Genomic DNA, 16,891 nt, shown 5'->3' with positions numbered 1-16,891 from the left:
CATGGCCATCACCCTGCTGATCACCGACAAGAACATGGCCCTCCAGGGCGACCCCCTCACCGGCTGGACGAACCTCGACGTCACCGTCAACTTCAATGCGCCGGCGTCCGGCACGGTGACGCTGCCCGCGTACCCAGAGGTCATGGCGCAACTGGTGCCCGGGCACCGCATCGTGGTGATCCGCGACGGTGTGATCTGGACGGCCGGGCCGATGGAGGAACCGACCAACTACCGGTGGTCCCTCGACGACCCGGGCGTGGGCGTAGTCGACGTGAACTTCAGCGACGACCTCGCCGTCATCGCCGGGAACGTCACCTGGCCCGAACCCGCCCTCACCTGGACCGGGCAGCACGGCAGCACCTACCGGTCGTTCACCGCAACCAACGCCGAGACGATCATTCGCACGCTGATCAACGAGAACTGCGGGCCGGGGGCCATCACCGCACGCCGCATCCCGAACCTCGTCCTGGACACCGTCGCCGGGGCCGGGACCAACACCGCGGTGTCGACCCGGTTCGAGGCCGTACTGGACGTGTGCCGGGCGGTCGCGTCCGCCGGCGGCAGCATCGGCTTCCGCACCCGGCAGGACGGCAGCCAGATCAAGTTCGGCTGCTACACGCCCACCGACAAGAGCGCGACCGCGCGCTTCTCCACCGGCCTGGGCAACCTGCGCTCCGTCGCCTACTCGCAGTCCGCACCGACCGTCACCCACGCCCTGGTGGCCGGGAACGAGACCACCGGCAGCACCGTCCGCACATACGTCGAAGTCGTCGACACAGGCGCGGCCGCCGCTTGGTGGCGGGTGGAGAAGTACGTCGACGGAGGCGCCGACAACGACACCGGCGGCGAACTCACCGCCTCCGGCACCAGCGAGCTCACCGACGGCGCTGCTCCCGTGCAGCTCGCCACGATCACCGTCGACACCGCCGACCTCAGGGCCGGCCGGGACTACGGCCTGGGAGACCAGGTGGCCGTCGCCCTCCCTCACGGCCTGCAACTCACCGACGTCGTCCGCACGATCCATCTGCAGGCCACCCCCAGCGATGGCGAGCAAGTGTCCTCGGTCATCGGGTCCCAGGACGTGACCAGCGACCCCCGCATCGTGCGCCTGGTCCGCACGCTCAACCGCCGGCTCGGCCGGCTCGAGACACGCTAAGGAGCGGCTCATGGCACAGGACTCCTGGCCCTCACCAGCCCACAACTCGCGGGCCGTCACCGACGTGGAGTTCGAACTGCTCGCCGCGAGGTTCTCCGACGACGGCGTGTACGGCAGCCCCGCCGACGACCAGGTCGTCACCGCCGGGACCGGACTGACCGTCAACGTCCGCTCCGGTGTCTACGCCTCCGTACGCGGACACCTCTGGTACTCGGGCACCTCCACCGTCAACCTCACCGTCACCGCGAACGCGAGCGTCTCCACACGGCTCGACCGGGTGGTTCTCCGCCTGGACCGCTCCACCTGGACCGTCATGGCCGTGGTCAAGCCCGGCACCCCCGGAGCGGATCAGCCCGCCCTCACCAAGGACCTGGGCAGCACGGGGGTCTACGAGATCCCGCTCGCGACGGTGACCGTGACCGGCTCCGCCACGACCGTGACTGTGGCGCGCCAAGAGCTCTACGTCGGGACCCGAGTACGACCGTGCACATCGACCTCCCTGCCCGATCCCACAGCCCCCGGCGAGCTCGCCTTCCAGGTCGACAATCAGAAGCTGCTGCTGTGGACCGGAACACTGTGGAAAACCGTCTACAGCTACTCCGGGATCATCTCGTGCAACGCGGCGCTGTCCGCCTGGACGATCGCCACGGAGACCGTACTGGAGGAGCGCAACGGCGCCGCCCATCTGCGTCTCGGGTCGTTCCAGCGCACGTCGGCCCTCGCCGGCGCCGACGAGTCCCGGCTGCCCGTGCTGATCCCCTCCGACTACAGGCACAAGACGAGGGACCAGTACGCCCTGGCCTACTGCTCAGGGGTGGAGGTCGCCCGGATGATCATCTACTCGGCCGCCAGCACCGACCGGGCCGGGCAGGTCTGGCTGACCAACCACCCCGACTTGGCGCGGTTCGACTTCGTCCTGCCCGAGTCCGGCGTGAGCTGGGTGATCTGATGCGATACCAATTCGGAGCGGGTACCGGCGACTTCGTCGTGACTCCGTCCGACGGTGTGTGGGCGGTCGGCCAGAACGCGACGATCACGTTCTGGTCCGCGGCCCACGACGGCGTCCAGTACACCGACCTGACGACCGCAGCCGGCGACGCGGTCACGTCCATCACGTCCGACACGTACGGGGCAGTGCCGTCGTTCTTCGGTCCCGACGGGATCGTCGGGATGTGGGCCGAGGCGGGCGGCGGCAGCACCCGGGCGTGGATGGTTGCGCGGGAGGCGTTCGCGCCGTCCTCGACCACTGCGCTGGAGTCCACGGGGCTCTACGTACGGCCGGGGTGGGGCGGCTTCTGGCGTGCGGCCCGGGCTGCGGCAGGCTCCGGCAGCAGGGCGACCATCGCCGTGGTCGGCGGATCGGCGACGGTCGGTTTCTACGCCAGTGACCTCGTCACGAAGAACTGGCCGGCACTCCTCGCCGCGAGTCTGCAGACGGCGTACGGCGACGGCGGCAGCGGCTACCGATCCGCGATGTTCTCAGCGAACGGGATCGCGGGCCAGGACTCGGCTGCGATCACGGCCTGGACGGCGACCGGATCCCTGGTCGTCCAGTCGGGGACCTGGTCAACGGGCGGCTACGCGGCCGGGCCCGGCTGGGGCTACACCTACAGCAGCACCAACGGGAACTATGTGACGTTCACGGTGCGCGGGACCAGCGCGGTCATCTACACGCTCGGCTCGGACGGCGGCCGCTCCTCGTGGGCGTACAGCGTGGACGGCGGCAGCGAAACCACCGTGACCGACACGGCCACGACCGGGCTCGCCGTGCTGACCCGCACGATCACCGGCCTGTCCGCCGGCACCCACACCGTCAAGATCCGGCACGCCGGTACGACCGGTCAGTACCTGTCCGTCCTCGGGGTCTCCGGCACCAACGACACCGGGGTCGTTCTCCACAACCTCGGCCGCAAGAACGCGATCGCGGTGGACTACAACACCGCCCTGCGGACCGGCTGGAACGGCGGCCCCAATCTCCCGGCAGACCTCGTCCTGTACGTGGTCAGTCCCGAGGACGTCATCAACGGGGTCGACGCCGACACGTGGGCCGCCAGCGTCCGCCAACACCTCGCGAACATCCGCGACGGCGGCAGCCTCACCGGCGCCACCGACGTCGTCCTGGTCCTCCCGCACATCGGCACCTCCGATGCCCTGACCTGGCGGTACCAGGACTACGTCGACCGCGCGCACTCCCTGGCCATCGCCCACGAAGCCGCCCTCGTCAACCTCTGGAGCCTCGGCCGGAACTCCTGGAACTACTGGTCGAGCCTCGGCTACTGGGGCAACTCCGCCAGCCCTGGCGCCGCGGGCACCGATGCCATCCAGATGTCCGACGCCGGCCACGCCTACACCGCGGCCGTGCTCAGCGCGCTGCTCAAGAGCTAAGGAGGGCAGGGCAGATGGCGAACTCGCAGGTTGCCCAGGTGATCGCGGTAGCCCGCTCGCAGGTCACCTACCGGGAGGGCTACGCCGAAGGCGGCTGGACCAACGTGGTCCGCTACGCGCTTGAGGTACCGGGCCTGTCCGGCTACCAGGGCCAGTCCTGGTGCATGACGTACACCAGCTGGGTGGCGATGCGCGCCGGCGTGCCGTCGATCTTCCCGCGCGGGGTGGACTGCAGCGCGGGCGTCACCTGGTTCACCAGTGCCAGCCGCTGGTCGTACTTCCCCGCCCTCGGCGCCCAGGTCTTCTACGGGTCCGGCGGATCCGAGCACACCGGCATCGTCTACGCCTACGACGCCACGTTCATCTGGACCATCGAGGCCAATACGAACGACAACGGGTCGCTGGAGGGGGACGGCGTCTACCTGCGGAAACGCAGGCGATCGGACAGCGTCATCTACGGGTACGGCTTGCCGGCCTACGCGGAGGGCGTCGTCACCGGTGACCCCGCCCTCGCCGGAGTGGGCGGCTACACGTACGCCACCGCCAGCTCCGGCGTCGGCCCGGCGGATCTGCATCGGGCCGCGTTCATGGTCGGCAACCTCGTCGCCGAGACCCTGACGGTCAACGGGACCGGAACCTTCGGCCGTGTCTCCGTCACGCAGAACGACGTGAACACGATCGGCCTGGACGTCATCGGGGCGTCCTCGTCCGCCGTGTCGATCGCCCGCATCCGGAACGCGGACGGCGTCTCCGTCTTCGAGATCGACGGCGCGGGCCGGATCATCTCCTCGGTCAACCCGGGGATGTGGCGGCCAGCCGATCAGGGACTGCTCGCGTGGACGATGGACCCTGCCGCCTGCACGCCCTCGGGCTCCTCGTTGTCCGCCGGGTACATCTACTTCACGAAGGTCATCCTGCGGAACGCGGCGACGATCACGAGCCTGTGCACGGTCGTCGGCACAGCGGGCAGCGGCCTCACTTCGGGCCAGTGCCTCGCCGGCCTGTACACATCGAGCGGCACCCGTGTGGGGATCACCGCCGACCAGTCCACCGTCTGGAACAGCGCGGGCGACAAGGCGATGGCGCTGACCAGCTCATACGCGGCAGCGGCCGGTTCGTACTACATCGCCCTGTTGGTCAACGGGACGACGAGCCCGGTGTTCGCCGCGGGCTCGTCGCTGGGCGCGTCCTTCACCCCCGGCAACGCGCATCTGGCCTCGGGGAGTTATCGCTTCTGCCGGTCGGCGTCAGGGCAGACGGCCCTCCCGACCAGCTACGCCATGACGTCCGCGACTCCGGACGCGAACAACATCTGGACTGCGGCCGCGTAGCGCGCCCGGTCCCACCACTCGCCAGCCCTGCGCCAATCGGCCAGGGCTTTCCTCATGCCCAGGAGGGCTCATGAACGCGCAACCGCCGTCCGTTGGACGGGTCGTCCACTACGTCAGCCACGGCACCCCTGTCCGCGAGGACGGCAGCCAGGCGTTCCCGCCTGCCTGCCGGGCCGCGATCGTCACCGAAGTCGACCCCGCCGATCCCGACCGCGTCGGCCTGGCCGTCCTCAACCCCACCGGCCAGTTCTTCCACCCGCTCGCCGCCGGCGGCTGCGAGCACGTGGCGGTCGAGGAACAGCCTCCGACCGGCGGCACCTGGCACTGGCCCGAACGGGTCTGAGCCTGCCCCTCCCCGCGACCAGCTCTCCGGCTGCAGCCGGGGATCTGGCTCGTCCAAATCCCGCAGCCCCGTGCCCTTGGCCGGGGCCTTCGTCATTTCTGGAGGAACCCGTGAGCACAGCACCTGACTGGCGTCGGCTCGTCGACCACGTCATGGCCGTACCCGAGCGCATCTACGAGGGCTGGAGCAGCGTCGTCGGCTGGGACAACCACACCGTCTTCGGCAAGCAGTACGGATGGGACGGTGTGGCCTGGTGCGCGATCTTCGGATGGGACATGTACAGCGACATCGGCCTGTCCTCGATCGTCCCCAAGACGGCGTCGGTCGCCGGATTCACCGCCTGGGCCAAGCAGAAGGGCCAGTGGAGCGAGTACCCGTCGGTGGGCGCCCTGGTGAATTTCAGCAGCAGCGGCCACACGGAGATCGTTGTCGGCTTCGACAAGGACACCGTGTACACGAAGGGCGGCAACTCGATCAAGGCCGGGTCCGAGGACCTCGGCCAGGGCAACGGTGTCTGGAGTCACGCGACGCCGCGCCGTTCCGCGCGGGTCGTCGGCTATTTCGCCCCGCGCTACCCGGATGGCCAGTGCCCTCCCACCGCCGACCCGGCCGACCCGCGCGGCGGCAAGGCAGTCGCGTCCTGGCGCTGGTCGTCCCAGCTCACCGCGCCGGCGTTTCCCGGGCGCCAGTTCTTCACGCTCGGCGCCACAAACGATCACGCCCTGCTCCTGCAGACGTGGCTCCAGCGCGGCGGCTGGGGTCCGGCGTACAAGGTCGGCCCCAGCCGGACGATGACGGCCCTGGACCTGCAGAAGGTGCGGGCGCTCCAGCAGCACTACGTCGCCGACCTCGGTCCCGCCGACGGTCTCACCGGCCCCACGACCTGGCAGTACGCCTGGCAGGTCGCCACCGGCCTCCGCAAGAAGTGACCTCCCGAAAGGAACCGTTCATGCCCGCCTCGCTCTTCCCGTCCGTCATGCGGACCCTGGTCCCGCTCATCGCCGGATGGCTGCTCACCTTCGCCGTCCGCGCCGGCGTCACCATCGACTCGGAGAAGGTCACCAGCACGGTGACCGTCATCGCGGTCCTCGCCTACTACCTGGTGTTCAGACTCCTCGAGTACATCGGCACCCGACTGCGCGGCACCGCCCTGCAGACCGTGGCCGGGTTCCTGCTCGGCTGGGCACGGCCGCCGGCCTACCCGAAGGTCGAGGCGCTCCCGCCGGTCACCGGCACGTACACGAACACCGCGTCCTGAATCCGTAGCCGATAGAGGGGAGGGTCGTTGCCGTTGGAAGACCTGTTGGGTTTCGCTCCCGCCGATCTCGGGGCCGCGGCCCTCGTCGGGATCATCGTCCTGCTGGTCCTGCGCGGCCAACTCGTCCCGCGCCGCCAGCTCGAGGACCTCCGAACCGACAAGGATCGGCAGCTGGAGGATCTGCGTTCCGAGCGTGACACGTGGCGCGAAGCCCACACTGTCAGCGAGGAGGCACGCCGCGAGTCCCAGGACCAGGCCGGCGAACTGCTCGAACTGAGCCGCACCGCCGGCTACTTCTTCGCCACCCTGCCCCGAGCCGCGCGGGAGGTGACCTCAAGTGCCGACGTGGATCAGGCGCCTGCGTCACCTACGTGACGACGAGGACGTACGTCCCGTAACCGAGGGACAACGCGCGGCCAACGCGGCCCTGGACCGGGCCGAGGTGGCGCGCGCTCGGGTACGGGCACAGTCCCGCGAGGTCCGGGCCGAGGCCGACACGTGGCGGATACGACGCCAACGGAATCATTTCGGTCAGCTGGTCCGCGAAATTGTCCTGGGAGGTGACGGCAGATGATGGTGGCCGAGCTCCTCAACGCGGTCGTATCCGGCCTGGTCGCACTGTGCAGCGTGGCGTTCCTGGCGGAGTACACCAGGCGGGCGCGCTGGGAAGCCCACGCCGTGGGGCGGTATTTCGTGATCGCCGTGGCGACGATCGGCCTGCTGGGGCTGTACACCGTGGTGATCACGTTCATCGACCTCGACGGCACACTGGCCAGCGTGCTGCGCGTCGTACGGTCTCTGCTCCTGCTTGGCATCGCCGGGCTCCTGGTCCAGGCGACCGTATCCGTACGACGGGCGTACCCCCGCCGACGGAAGAACGCCTGACCCAACATGGAGTCAAAGCCCCTCTCACCTTCGGGTGGGAGGGGGCTTTCGTCATGCTCGGGGGTTCACGGACCGCTGGACCTTGCTGATCAGGTTCTGGGCGTCGGCCCCGTAGATCGCGGAGTCCCAGAGGGTGTTCCACACCTTCTGGTAGGTGGTCACACTGTCGGCGTCGTCTAGCCAGATCTCTGCGTGCCAGTCCTCTGCTACGACCAGGCGGTCGTCCAGGATCCAGAAGCCGTTCGCGGTGGGGATCTTGAGCGACGCCCCGAGGGGGATGATCCCCAGTTCCACGGTGTCCATCCCGACCATGCCCGCAAGGCGGTCGAGTTGAGCGGCGAGGACCGAGGGGGCGCAGATCAGAGCGTGGAGAGCGGCCTCCCAGATCAGTGCGTGGAAGGTGTGGCTGCCCTGGTGAAGCCACTGTTGGCGCAGTACGCGGCTACGGACGGCCTCCTCGGTGTCGCGCACCGTGCCGTACAGGTCGGCGTATCGGAGGAAGATCGCCCGAGCGTAGTCTGCGGTCTGGAGCATGCCGGGGATCACTGATTCTTCCCAGGCGTAGATGGTCGTGGACCGGTCGACCTCGATGTTCCAGATGTCTTGCACGGGGCGGTGGCCGGCGGCGAGTTGTCGGCGCCAAGATCTGATGTGGGACTCGAATCCCTGGAGTCTGGCGTGCAGTTCGCCGTAGACGTCGGGTTGACCAACCGCGTTGGCCCAGGCGCGTAGGTCGTCGGAGGTCGCGGTCTGTCGGCCGCCCTCCAGTTTGTAGATCTTCGAGTGTGGCCAGCCGAGGCGCTCGGCGAGCTGCGTGCCGGTGAGCCGGCCACCCGCGCCCGAGAGGCGTAGTTCTCGGAGCCTCGCTCCGAGGGCCTCGCGGGCCTGCTGGTAGTCCGTGCTCACCGGCGGCTCGTCAGGTCGTGCGCAGTTGTGCGGCGAACTCGCCGCAGAACGTGGCGTCGTGGGTTGCGACGTCGCGTAGCTGGCAGTAGCGCAGAACCTCGGCGGGCTCGGTGATGATCTCGACGTCATGGAAGACGTCGTGGTCGTCGAAGTTGAGCCGTGCGACGAGGCGGCTGTCGAAGATCCAGAAGTCTTCGTTTCCGAGGAGTCGGGTTTCGGCCTCGCTGCGGGGGAGGCAGCGAATGTCCTCACCGGCCGCGGTGCCGCGGGGCGAGTCGGCCAGGAGGAAGAGCTGACCCTGGGTCGGCGGCTCGTCGACGATGCGGACGCGGCCGACCGTCTTCCCGGCGAGGACCTGGCGGCGGATGTTGCGCGACCAGTCGTCGTCGTAGTCGAGGGTGATGGCGCCGGTCTCCATGAACTCCGCGTACGTCTCGTCCTCGCGGTCAGACGCGTAGCCGCGGCGCGTCTCGAGGCGCCAGGCCGTGTGCTCGAAGGTCTCGAAGAGGCGGCCGAACTCCTCAGGCCCGATCAGCTTCGGCACGCGGGTCATCTCCTTCGGGCCGTGGTTGACGAGCAACTCGCGCGGGACGACGACAGCCGCATCGCCGGGCCCGAAGTGCTTGAGACGGGCGAGGTCGTCGGGGTCGGTGAGCGGTGTCCCTTGCACGATGATGTCGCCGGTGTCGGTGTCGGTGTGGACGGCTGGGCAGCTGCCGTTCTTGCTGTCCGTGCCGTTGAAGACCATCTGTCGTGCCACGGTGCCTCCCTTGGGTGGGGCTGGTCGCACTCAGCATGGCCAACCGGGTGGCCCTGTTCTACGGCGTTCCTGCTCCTGCAGGCGACCATGCGGGAACATCTCAACCGGTTACGAGAACATTCGAGAACATTGTCTGGCTGGTGTCAACGGCGCCTTCCTACGGTCCTGTTCATGACCTCCGCATCCGAGTTGCACGACGCGCCCGGCGTCGATCCGTTCACGGCGATGCAAGCGCTGCGGGCTGCGCTCGACGAGGCCGGCATCGTCCTGCCCTCGCTCGCCGTTGACCCGCAAGCGTCGGCCCGGGTCCGGCTGGTCGAACTCGGCCGCATCCGCCCCGACGTAGCCATGCGGCTGGCCGACGCACTCCAGCGAGGAGCAGCAGTATGACCACCGCGGCGCTCACCTTGCCCCCAGACATCAGGGCCATGCTCACGAGCATCGAGCTCGTGCTCGCCTCGGACATCCCCAAGGCGCACCCCGGTGACCCTGAATCCCGGGACGCGCCCGAGAGGCGTTTCACGGGCGCCGAACTGGAGGCGCTCACCAGCACGTACCGGGGGCACATCGAGACGCTCATCCCCGCCGTCCAGGCCCAGGCCGAGCGGCTCCCCTCGGGTCACCCCGACCGTGTAACAGCCCTGCTGTGTGTCGGTCAGGCACGGATACACCTGCGTCTGGGGCCGGGCGACACCGACGCCATCCGTGGGTCCATCGCATCCCGGATGGCCCGCTCGGTGCGGACGTTGTGTGGCCACTACGACCGTTTGGTGCCGCGATGACCAGTGCCTCGTCTACGACCGTCGTGTACGACCCGGCAGATCCGATCCGCACCGGCGCCGCCCTCGTCAACCAGCAGCTCGACGAACTCGGGCTCGGCCAGTACTGGGTGCAGACCGGCACACAGGGCCGATCGCCGATCGTGTCCCGGCAGATCCCGCTGGGACACGGCTGGTGCCGAGCCGTCGGCCTCCATCAGGCGTTCTGGCCGGCCACCGCCGACCTGTGCGTCGAGGTCGACTGGTACCCCGACCGCGACATCCCCCTGTCTGAGCAAGACGAGCACTGGCAGACCCGGCTGGCGGTGGTCACGGCGGGCCTCGAATCGCTCGGCTACGCGGTCCGGACGCCCGGCCCGCGCCGGACACCGGGCGCCGACCGCTACCAGCCGCTGATCGCCGCACGGCTGCCGGTCGGCGCGTCCCTGGCACCCAGCCCCGCCGACGGTTGGGACCACCTGAAGGTGCACCCCGAGTACACGCCGCCCAACCGCGATCCGATCTGGCGCCTCCACAGAACGCTGGAGGACAGCCACCTGACCAGCTACGGCAGCCGCACCCTGGAAACTCACCACTGGCCTCCGTACGCCACCGGCGCCTGGATGGTCATCTGGACCGGCGGTCAGACCGCCACCGCGGACGACTGGCACACCGCCATCGCCCGGGTGCGCCGCGTCCTACGCATCGCCGGCTACGGCCTCCTGGACCACAGGCGCCCCTGGGACCCGGCGATCGATCAGGTGCCGTACGTGATCGCCTATCTCCGCGAGGTGCCGGAGTGACCGTCGCCCTGGCCGAGGAGATGTGGCGGGGGCACACGCTCGCCATCGGTCAGATGGGCCGGATCTCGGGTGCAGCTACCGTCGGCGACCACTGCATCTGGTGCGCCCAGCCTCCCGGTGACGGCGCTGTGTGTCTGCTTACAGAGGCGCCCTGGCGGGCGTGCTGCCGCTGCTACCTGGCACGCCTCGCGGCGATGATCACGTGGTGCGACTGGCACGACCACGTCGCGCGGTGCACGCCCTGCAAGCACGGCGCGAGGTGCTTCGTCGCCCGCGGCCGGCGCCGTCGGCACCAGGAGGCCGCGACCCTACTCGGGGAGCCTCTGCGCTGCTTCCCCTGCAACGAGGTGGTCGCCGACCGGGACCTGGTCGTCGCCGTCATCTGGGAGGGGGACTCCAGCCCGCACCCCGGATACGCGCACGTCCCATGCCTCGCCCGCCACACAATCGGAGGCCGGTCATGACGCAGACCGATACCGCGAAGGAACTCATGGCCAAGGCCAACGGCTCGGGCTATAGGGCAGCCGGTCTGTGCGCGGCCAAGCATCCCAGCGGTGTGATGTGTACCCAGAGCAGCGGCCACGCCCCCGGCCACGCCAATCCGTACGTTCGCAAGTCGGCCACGGACGCCGTCGGCCTCCGCTGGTGAACCTCCGGTCCCTGGCCACACCGACGTCCAGGGACCGGATCCTACGGCCGCCCCCGATCCCCCGTCGGGGGCGGCCCTGGATGGCGGAGCCGCGTGATATGCGTCCGCTGGCTCCGCAAGTGCTCGCCGAAAGGCTGAGCGCGACCGCCCCGTCCTCCGTAGTGGAGGGCGGGGCGGTTTACTGCGTTGTAGACGTCCCCCGCCGAATCACGCGGCGGGGGACGCCCCTCCGGCCGGGAACCTCCCGAGCAACCCGACCGGGCCTGTCTGGGGCTATGCGTCAGACGGCCGGAATCTACAAGTCCGCCTCCCCTGCCTGCACTGTACTCACAGTGCAGGCCCATCTACAGCTCGTAGAAAAGCATGCGCACGAAAGCTCCTCAGCCCATGCCGTTGTCGGTGTGGAATCGCCCGTACCAGGCCATCACCTGGTACGTGGTGGCGAAGGAGAGGGTGTCGCGGATGGCGGCGAGTTCCTTGTCGACGGCACGTCGGCTGAGCCCGATGCGGGGGCCGACCTGCTGTTGGGAGTAGCCGGCATCGAGGTCGCGGAGGATTCGCCACTGTCGCTCGGTGAGCGGGTCGTCGTTGGCGGCGAGGGTGAGGTCCCGCCATCTGGTGGCGTGGTCCCAAAAAAGGTCGAACGCGGCACGGGCCCAGGCCACTGCGGCTCTGTCGAACAGGTGCCAGCCGGAGTTGTTCTCGGCTCGCTCTATGACGTGGTTGTCGACGAACGCGTGCTGCCGGTCAATGATCACCAGGCGTGGCCCCGGGAGGGCTGAGGCCCGCACTTCGGCGCCATCTGCGATCATCTGGGCGACGTAGTCCCGGGTCTGGTCGTGCTCGTGAGCGCTGCGGTGGTAGATCGATCGGACCTGGACGCCTCTCCGCAGAGCGGAGCGGGTGCGCTCGACGCCGAGGCGGAGGATGGCGGGGTCGCGGTCGGCAGGCTCGCCGGGCTGGACGGAACAGAGTTCACTCCTGGCACCTCCACCGATGTCACCAAGGCGTGCGTTCATCTTCGCCGCGGTGGCGAGGAATTCGGAGCCGGGGCCGCCGTAGAAGCGGTGGGGGTCGAAGTGCTCTGCGAGGCGCTCCAGGGCGGGGATCTGAGAGACGCGGCGTACCAACTGCTCCAGTTCCCCGAGAACGCCCGCCGTGAGGCCGTGGACGGCCGCTGTGGGGTCGTTCGGGATGTATCCGCCGGGGGCGTAGGGGTCGGGGTCGATCAGGTGAAGGGCAAGGAGCCTGTCGGGGATGTAGCCAGACGGGAGGGGTTGCCCCTCGGCGATTCGTCCATAGGCGGTGAAGTCCCTTTCTGTGAGCGGCAGTTCATCGTCCGAAGTGTCCAAGTCCTTCACGTTCGCCCCCTGTTACGCGTGTGGAATTCCGCATATGCAGTTTTCCGCACGGCCTGCCGCTTGGACCACATGGAGTGCCCATGTAAGTCTGACGGTCCAGAACGAACAACCGTAACCATGTTCGAACAGAGGTGTGTCGAATGACCCGAGTCCGCCTTGTGGTCGCCTCAGCCCTGCTGGCCCTGACGGCCGTCGCCGCTCCGGCAGCGGCGGGCGCGTTCGGGTCCGCGCACACGGTCCAGGGCCAGGACATCGGTTGGGGAGCCATCGCAACGTCTACAACCGACGAGTCGTCGAGCGAACCGACCGTCACAGAGACGGCGACGTCCACAGACGTGACCCTCGGAGACATCGGCTGGGGCTGACCGCCCAGCCGCTCAGACTCCGGCCGAGTGCTCGGGAGGCCTCAGCCGGAAGCAGACGCCCCCTGCCGCGTGAATCGGCAGGGGGCGTCTTGTCGAAGACATTAGAGGCCACATGCCCCGTTTGGCATCAGTAGGCCGTTGCAGGTTCCTGCTGTCCGGTCCTCAAGCAGCAAGTTACGGGAGAGTAGCGGGATACCAAGATCCAAAAATGTAGACGGCCGGTAGATCTTCGAGATCTACCGGCCGTCTGACCAGGCATCATGCCTTGGTGGGGCTAACAGGATTTGAACCTGTGGCCTCATCCTTATCAGGGATGCGCTCTAACCAACTGAGCTATAGCCCCGCCGCGCTCTGCGGAGTGTGTCCCGCGCGCTGACTCCTGAAGATTAGCGCACGACATGGGCAGTCCCAAAATCGATAGTCACAGGACCGCCGGGGGAGGTTTCAACTCCCGTACACCCGACTTCTCACTCGTCCTCGGCGAGCGTCAGCTCGATGCCGCCGACGAAGCCCGCGGAGAGGTTGTAGATGAACGCGGCGAGCGTCGCGAGGGCCGTGGCCAGGACGACGTCGATGACCGCGATGATCCCGGAGAACGTCAGGACGTGCGGGAGGGACAGGAAGGACTGGAGGTCGAAGCCGTTCGACTCGTTCGAGCCGGTCGCCTCCGAGATCGTGCCGCCGACCGTCGAGAAGACCCCCATCGCGTCCATGACCATCCACAGCACCGCGGACGCCACGACCGTGCAGATGCCCAGCGCGATGGAGAGCAGGAAGCTGACCTTCATCACCGACCACGGGTCGGCCTTGGCCACCCGCAGCCGCGCCTTACGGGTGCGCGGCGCGGTCCGCGCGCCGGTGCGCGGACGCCGTACGGCACCGCTCTGGGCGGCGGCGGGCGCCTGCGTGGGATAGGCCTGCGGCGGGTGGTACGGCCCCGCCGCCTGCTGCTGCTGACGCTCACCCGGCAGCGGAGAACCCTGGAGCGGGGGCGCCGTCGGCGGTGCGGCCGGCTGGGGCGCCTGCTGGCCCTGGGCCGGAGCCTTGGCGCCGGGCGCGCCCTGCCCCGCCCCGGCAGACTGCTGCTGGGTCCCCGGGCCTCGGGTGTCCGTCACAGTTCCCCCCTGGGATCCATGCGTGTCGGGCGAGTGCGCGTCGGCCTTCTTGACGTCGATCGCACGCAGTTGGGTCGTGTGCGGATCTGTCGCGTTCGCGGCGGAGCCACGGCCGCCGCCGTCCGTGTCCGTACCGGTCGATCCGGCGCCCGTGGCTCCGCTCACGATGACTCTCTCCTCGTGCTACTCGACCGAGGGTGCGTCACCCTCGTCCGTGCCGGTGGTCGCGACACCCTCGGTGGTCTCGTCGACGGCTTCGTCGCCGACGACTTCCTCCGCCTCGGATCCCGCCTCGGCGTTACGAGCGATGCCGACGACGGCATCGCGCTTGCCCAGGTTGATCAGTTGGACGCCCATGGTGTCACGGCCCGTCTCCCTGACCTCGTTGACTCGCGTACGAATCACACCGCCGGACAGCGTGATGGCGAGGATCTCGTCGGTCTCCTCGACCACCAGCGCGCCGACGAGAGAACCGCGGTCCTCGACGATCTTGGCGGCCTTGATACCCAGGCCACCGCGACCTTGGACGCGGTACTCGTCGACGGCGGTGCGCTTCGCGTACCCGCCGTCTGTGGCAGTGAACACGAACGTACCGGGTCGAACAACATTCATCGAGAGAAGCTGGTCGCCCTCGCGGAAACTCATGCCCTTGACACCGGAGGTGGCACGCCCCATGGGGCGCAGTGCGTCGTCCGTCGCCGTGAACCTGATCGACTGTGCCTTCTTGCTGATCAGCAGCAGATCGTCCTCGGACGAGACGAGTTCGGCGCCGATCAGTTCGTCGTCGGAACCGTCCTCCGTCTCACGGAGATTGATCGCGATGACACCGCCGGAACGGGGCGAATCGTAATCCTTCAGAGGCGTCTTCTTCACCAAGCCTCCCTTGGTGGCGAGGACCAGGTAGGGCGCCGCTTCGTAGTCGCGGATCGCGAGGATCTCCGCGATCGCCTCGTCCGGCTGGAAGGCGAGCAGGTTCGCGACGTGCTGCCCGCGCGCGTCCCGGCCGGCGTCCGGGAGTTCGTACGCCTTCGCGCGGTAGACGCGGCCCTTGTTGGTGAAGAACAGCAGCCAGTGGTGGGTGGTCGACACGAAGAAGTGGTCGACGATGTCGTCTTCCTTGAGCTTCGTGCCGCGTACGCCCTTGCCGCCGCGCTTCTGGGAGCGGTAGTCGTCCGCCTTGGTGCGCTTGACGTAGCCGCCGCGCGAGATGGTGACGACGATGTCCTCTTCGGCGATGAGGTCCTCGATGGACATGTCGCCGTCGAAGGGCACCAGCATCGTCTTGCGGTCGTCGCCGAACTTCTCGACGATCGCGGCGAGTTCCTCGCTGACGATGCCGCGCTGACGGACCGGCGAGGCCAGGATCGCGTTGTACTCGGTGATCTTCGCCTGGAGTTCGTCGTGCTCCTGGATGATCTTCTGGCGCTCCAGGGCGGCCAGTCGGCGGAGCTGCATCTCCAGGATGGCGTTCGCCTGGATCTCGTCGATCTCCAGGAGGCCCATCAGGCCCGTACGCGCGATGTCCACGGTGTCGCTGCGCCGGATCAGCGCGATGACCTCGTCGATGGCGTCCAGGGCCTTCAGGAGGCCACGCAGGATGTGCGCCCGCTCCTCGGCCTTGCGCAGCCGGAACTTCGTCCGGCGGACGATGACCTCGATCTGGTGCGCCACCCAGTGCCGGATGAACGCGTCCAGGGAGAGGGTCCTCGGCACACCGTCGACCAGGGCCAGCATGTTGGCGCTGAAGTTCGACTGCAGATCCGTGTGCTTGTAGAGGTTGTTCAGTACGACCTTGGCGACCGCGTCCCTCTTCAGGACGATGACGAGGCGCTGGCCGGTACGGGACGACGTCTCGTCGCGGACGTCCGCGATGCCGCCGACCTTGCCGTCCTTCACCAGGTCGGCGATCTTCTGCGCGAGGTTGTCGGGGTTGGTCTGGTAGGGGAGTTCGGTGACCACCAGGCACTGGCGGTTCTGGATCTCCTCGACCTCGACGACCGCGCGCATGGTGATCGAGCCACGGCCGGTGCGGTACGCCTCCTCGATGCCCTTGCGGCCGACGACGAGCGCGCCGGTCGGGAAGTCGGGGCCCTTGATGCGCTCGATCAGCGCGTCCAACAGCTCCTCGTGGGAGGCCTCGGGGTTCTCCAGGCACCACTGGGCGCCCGCCGCGACCTCACGGAGGTTGTGCGGCGGGATGTTGGTGGCCATGCCGACCGCGATGCCCGCCGAGCCGTTGATCAGCAGGTTCGGGAAGCGGGCCGGCAGGACGGTCGGCTCCTGGGAGCGGCCGTCGTAGTTGTCCGTGAAGTCGACGGTCTCCTCGTCGATGTCACGGACCATCTCCATGGACAGCGGCGCCAGCTTGCACTCGGTGTAGCGCATGGCGGCGGCGGGGTCGTTGCCCGGGGAGCCGAAGTTGCCGTTCGAGTCCACCAGCGGCATCCGCATCGACCACGGCTGCGCGAGGCGGACCAGCGCGTCGTAGATCGAGGAGTCGCCGTGCGGGTGGTAGTTGCCCATGACGTCGCCGACGACACGGGCGCACTTGTAGAAGCCCTTCTCGGGCCGGTAGCCGCCGTCGTACATGGCGTACAGCACGCGGCGGTGGACGGGCTTGAGGCCGTCCCGGACGTCGGGCAGGGCGCGCGACACGATGACGGACATCGCGTAGTCGAGGTACGAGCGCTGCATCTCCGTCTCGAGCCCGACGGGCTCGACGCGCTGCGCGATGACGCCCTCTTCAGGCGTACCGGAAGTGTTCTCGTCGGTCATTGCTGGTGGGGATCCTTCCTGATGCGGTCAGCTGAGACCGA

The 16,891-nt window shown here is 68.5% G+C and carries 20 protein-coding genes and 1 tRNA gene; 15 read left to right on the top strand and 6 right to left on the bottom strand.

The window, feature by feature from the left end; translation table 11 throughout:
- Nucleotide 1 precedes the first annotated feature (1 nt).
- The 9 genes from JHN63_RS01830 (at nucleotide 2) to JHN63_RS01790 (ending at nucleotide 7,358) form a co-directional block, all read left to right on the top strand.
- A complete protein-coding gene (locus JHN63_RS01830) occupies nucleotides 2-1,156 on the top strand; it encodes a siphovirus ReqiPepy6 Gp37-like family protein (protein WP_200676854.1) in 1,155 nt (384 codons plus the stop codon).
- Between the two features lie 10 nt (nucleotides 1,157-1,166).
- Complete coding sequence (locus JHN63_RS01825; RefSeq protein WP_200676853.1) at nucleotides 1,167-2,105, top strand: hypothetical protein; 939 nt, start codon at nucleotides 1,167-1,169, stop codon at nucleotides 2,103-2,105.
- Complete coding sequence (locus JHN63_RS01820; RefSeq protein ID WP_200676852.1) at nucleotides 2,105-3,541, top strand: hypothetical protein; 1,437 nt, start codon at nucleotides 2,105-2,107, stop codon at nucleotides 3,539-3,541. The genes JHN63_RS01825 and JHN63_RS01820 overlap by 1 nt, the downstream gene beginning before the upstream one ends.
- 14 nt (nucleotides 3,542-3,555) lie before the next feature.
- On the top strand, nucleotides 3,556-4,872 hold the full coding sequence (locus tag JHN63_RS01815; RefSeq protein ID WP_200676851.1) for a CHAP domain-containing protein: 1,317 nt from the start codon (nucleotides 3,556-3,558) through the stop codon (nucleotides 4,870-4,872).
- Nucleotides 4,873-4,942: 70 nt separating this feature from the next.
- A complete protein-coding gene (locus JHN63_RS01810) occupies nucleotides 4,943-5,215 on the top strand; it encodes a hypothetical protein (RefSeq protein WP_200676850.1) in 273 nt (90 codons plus the stop codon).
- Nucleotides 5,216-5,325: 110 nt separating this feature from the next.
- Nucleotides 5,326-6,144, top strand: coding sequence for a hypothetical protein (locus JHN63_RS01805; protein ID WP_200676849.1), 819 nt, complete (start codon nucleotides 5,326-5,328; stop codon nucleotides 6,142-6,144).
- 20 nt (nucleotides 6,145-6,164) lie between these two features.
- Nucleotides 6,165-6,473: a hypothetical protein gene (locus JHN63_RS01800; RefSeq protein WP_200676848.1), complete on the top strand. Its 309-nt coding sequence runs from the start codon at nucleotides 6,165-6,167 to the stop codon at nucleotides 6,471-6,473.
- Nucleotides 6,474-6,500: 27 nt separating this feature from the next.
- Complete coding sequence (locus JHN63_RS01795; protein WP_200676847.1) at nucleotides 6,501-6,848, top strand: hypothetical protein; 348 nt, start codon at nucleotides 6,501-6,503, stop codon at nucleotides 6,846-6,848.
- A gap of 195 nt (nucleotides 6,849-7,043) precedes the next feature.
- Complete coding sequence (locus JHN63_RS01790; RefSeq protein ID WP_200676846.1) at nucleotides 7,044-7,358, top strand: hypothetical protein; 315 nt, start codon at nucleotides 7,044-7,046, stop codon at nucleotides 7,356-7,358.
- Between the two features lie 51 nt (nucleotides 7,359-7,409).
- On the opposite strand, the gene JHN63_RS01785 is transcribed toward JHN63_RS01790, so the two are convergent.
- Entirely contained in the window at nucleotides 7,410-8,264 is an 855-nt protein-coding gene (locus tag JHN63_RS01785) for a helix-turn-helix transcriptional regulator (RefSeq protein WP_200676845.1), read from the bottom strand.
- A gap of 10 nt (nucleotides 8,265-8,274) precedes the next feature.
- Nucleotides 8,275-9,024, bottom strand: coding sequence for a DUF6879 family protein (locus JHN63_RS01780; RefSeq protein ID WP_200676844.1), 750 nt, complete (start codon nucleotides 9,022-9,024; stop codon nucleotides 8,275-8,277).
- Nucleotides 9,025-9,195: 171 nt separating this feature from the next.
- Here JHN63_RS01780 and JHN63_RS01775 point away from each other — a divergent pair, with 171 nt between their 5' ends.
- The 5 genes from JHN63_RS01775 to JHN63_RS01755 are packed head-to-tail and all read left to right on the top strand — an operon-like array spanning nucleotide 9,196 to nucleotide 11,234.
- Nucleotides 9,196-9,414, top strand: coding sequence for a hypothetical protein (locus JHN63_RS01775; protein WP_200676843.1), 219 nt, complete (start codon nucleotides 9,196-9,198; stop codon nucleotides 9,412-9,414).
- Nucleotides 9,411-9,806, top strand: coding sequence for a DUF6415 family natural product biosynthesis protein (locus JHN63_RS01770; protein ID WP_200676842.1), 396 nt, complete (start codon nucleotides 9,411-9,413; stop codon nucleotides 9,804-9,806). Before JHN63_RS01775 ends, JHN63_RS01770 begins: the two co-directional genes overlap by 4 nt.
- A complete protein-coding gene (locus JHN63_RS01765) occupies nucleotides 9,803-10,585 on the top strand; it encodes a hypothetical protein (RefSeq protein WP_200676841.1) in 783 nt (260 codons plus the stop codon). The genes JHN63_RS01770 and JHN63_RS01765 overlap by 4 nt, the downstream gene beginning before the upstream one ends.
- Nucleotides 10,582-11,049: a hypothetical protein gene (locus JHN63_RS01760; protein WP_200676840.1), complete on the top strand. Its 468-nt coding sequence runs from the start codon at nucleotides 10,582-10,584 to the stop codon at nucleotides 11,047-11,049. The genes JHN63_RS01765 and JHN63_RS01760 overlap by 4 nt, the downstream gene beginning before the upstream one ends.
- Nucleotides 11,046-11,234 (top strand): hypothetical protein, encoded by a 189-nt coding sequence (locus tag JHN63_RS01755; RefSeq protein ID WP_200676839.1) that lies wholly within the window; start codon nucleotides 11,046-11,048, stop codon nucleotides 11,232-11,234. The genes JHN63_RS01760 and JHN63_RS01755 overlap by 4 nt, the downstream gene beginning before the upstream one ends.
- Nucleotides 11,235-11,614: 380 nt before the next feature.
- Here JHN63_RS01755 and JHN63_RS01750 read toward each other — a convergent pair whose 3' ends face one another.
- Nucleotides 11,615-12,595 carry a hypothetical protein gene (locus JHN63_RS01750; protein ID WP_200676838.1) on the bottom strand — a complete coding sequence of 327 codons (981 nt, stop codon included), beginning with the start codon at nucleotides 12,593-12,595 and terminating at the stop codon, nucleotides 11,615-11,617.
- A gap of 140 nt (nucleotides 12,596-12,735) precedes the next feature.
- Between JHN63_RS01750 and JHN63_RS01745 the strand changes: the two genes are divergently transcribed.
- Nucleotides 12,736-12,960, top strand: a complete 225-nt coding sequence (locus JHN63_RS01745) for a hypothetical protein (protein WP_200676837.1) — start codon at nucleotides 12,736-12,738, stop codon at nucleotides 12,958-12,960.
- A gap of 266 nt (nucleotides 12,961-13,226) precedes the next feature.
- Here JHN63_RS01745 and JHN63_RS01740 read toward each other — a convergent pair.
- The 3 genes from JHN63_RS01740 to gyrA form a co-directional block, all read right to left on the bottom strand.
- Nucleotides 13,227-13,303: transfer RNA gene (locus tag JHN63_RS01740), tRNA-Ile, on the bottom strand.
- Nucleotides 13,304-13,427: 124 nt separating this feature from the next.
- Complete coding sequence (locus tag JHN63_RS01735; RefSeq protein WP_200676836.1) at nucleotides 13,428-14,240, bottom strand: DUF3566 domain-containing protein; 813 nt, start codon at nucleotides 14,238-14,240, stop codon at nucleotides 13,428-13,430.
- A gap of 18 nt (nucleotides 14,241-14,258) precedes the next feature.
- Nucleotides 14,259-16,850 carry a DNA gyrase subunit A gene (gyrA, locus tag JHN63_RS01730; protein ID WP_200676835.1) on the bottom strand — a complete coding sequence of 864 codons (2,592 nt, stop codon included), beginning with the start codon at nucleotides 16,848-16,850 and terminating at the stop codon, nucleotides 14,259-14,261.
- Nucleotides 16,851-16,891 lie beyond the last annotated feature (41 nt).

It is taken from the genome of Streptomyces sp. MBT65 (genome assembly GCF_016612545.1).
GTDB lineage: Bacteria > Actinomycetota > Actinomycetes > Streptomycetales > Streptomycetaceae > Streptomyces.
The sequence above is the reverse complement of the archived record's forward strand: the minus strand, read 5'-3'. Positions and strand labels throughout refer to the sequence as shown.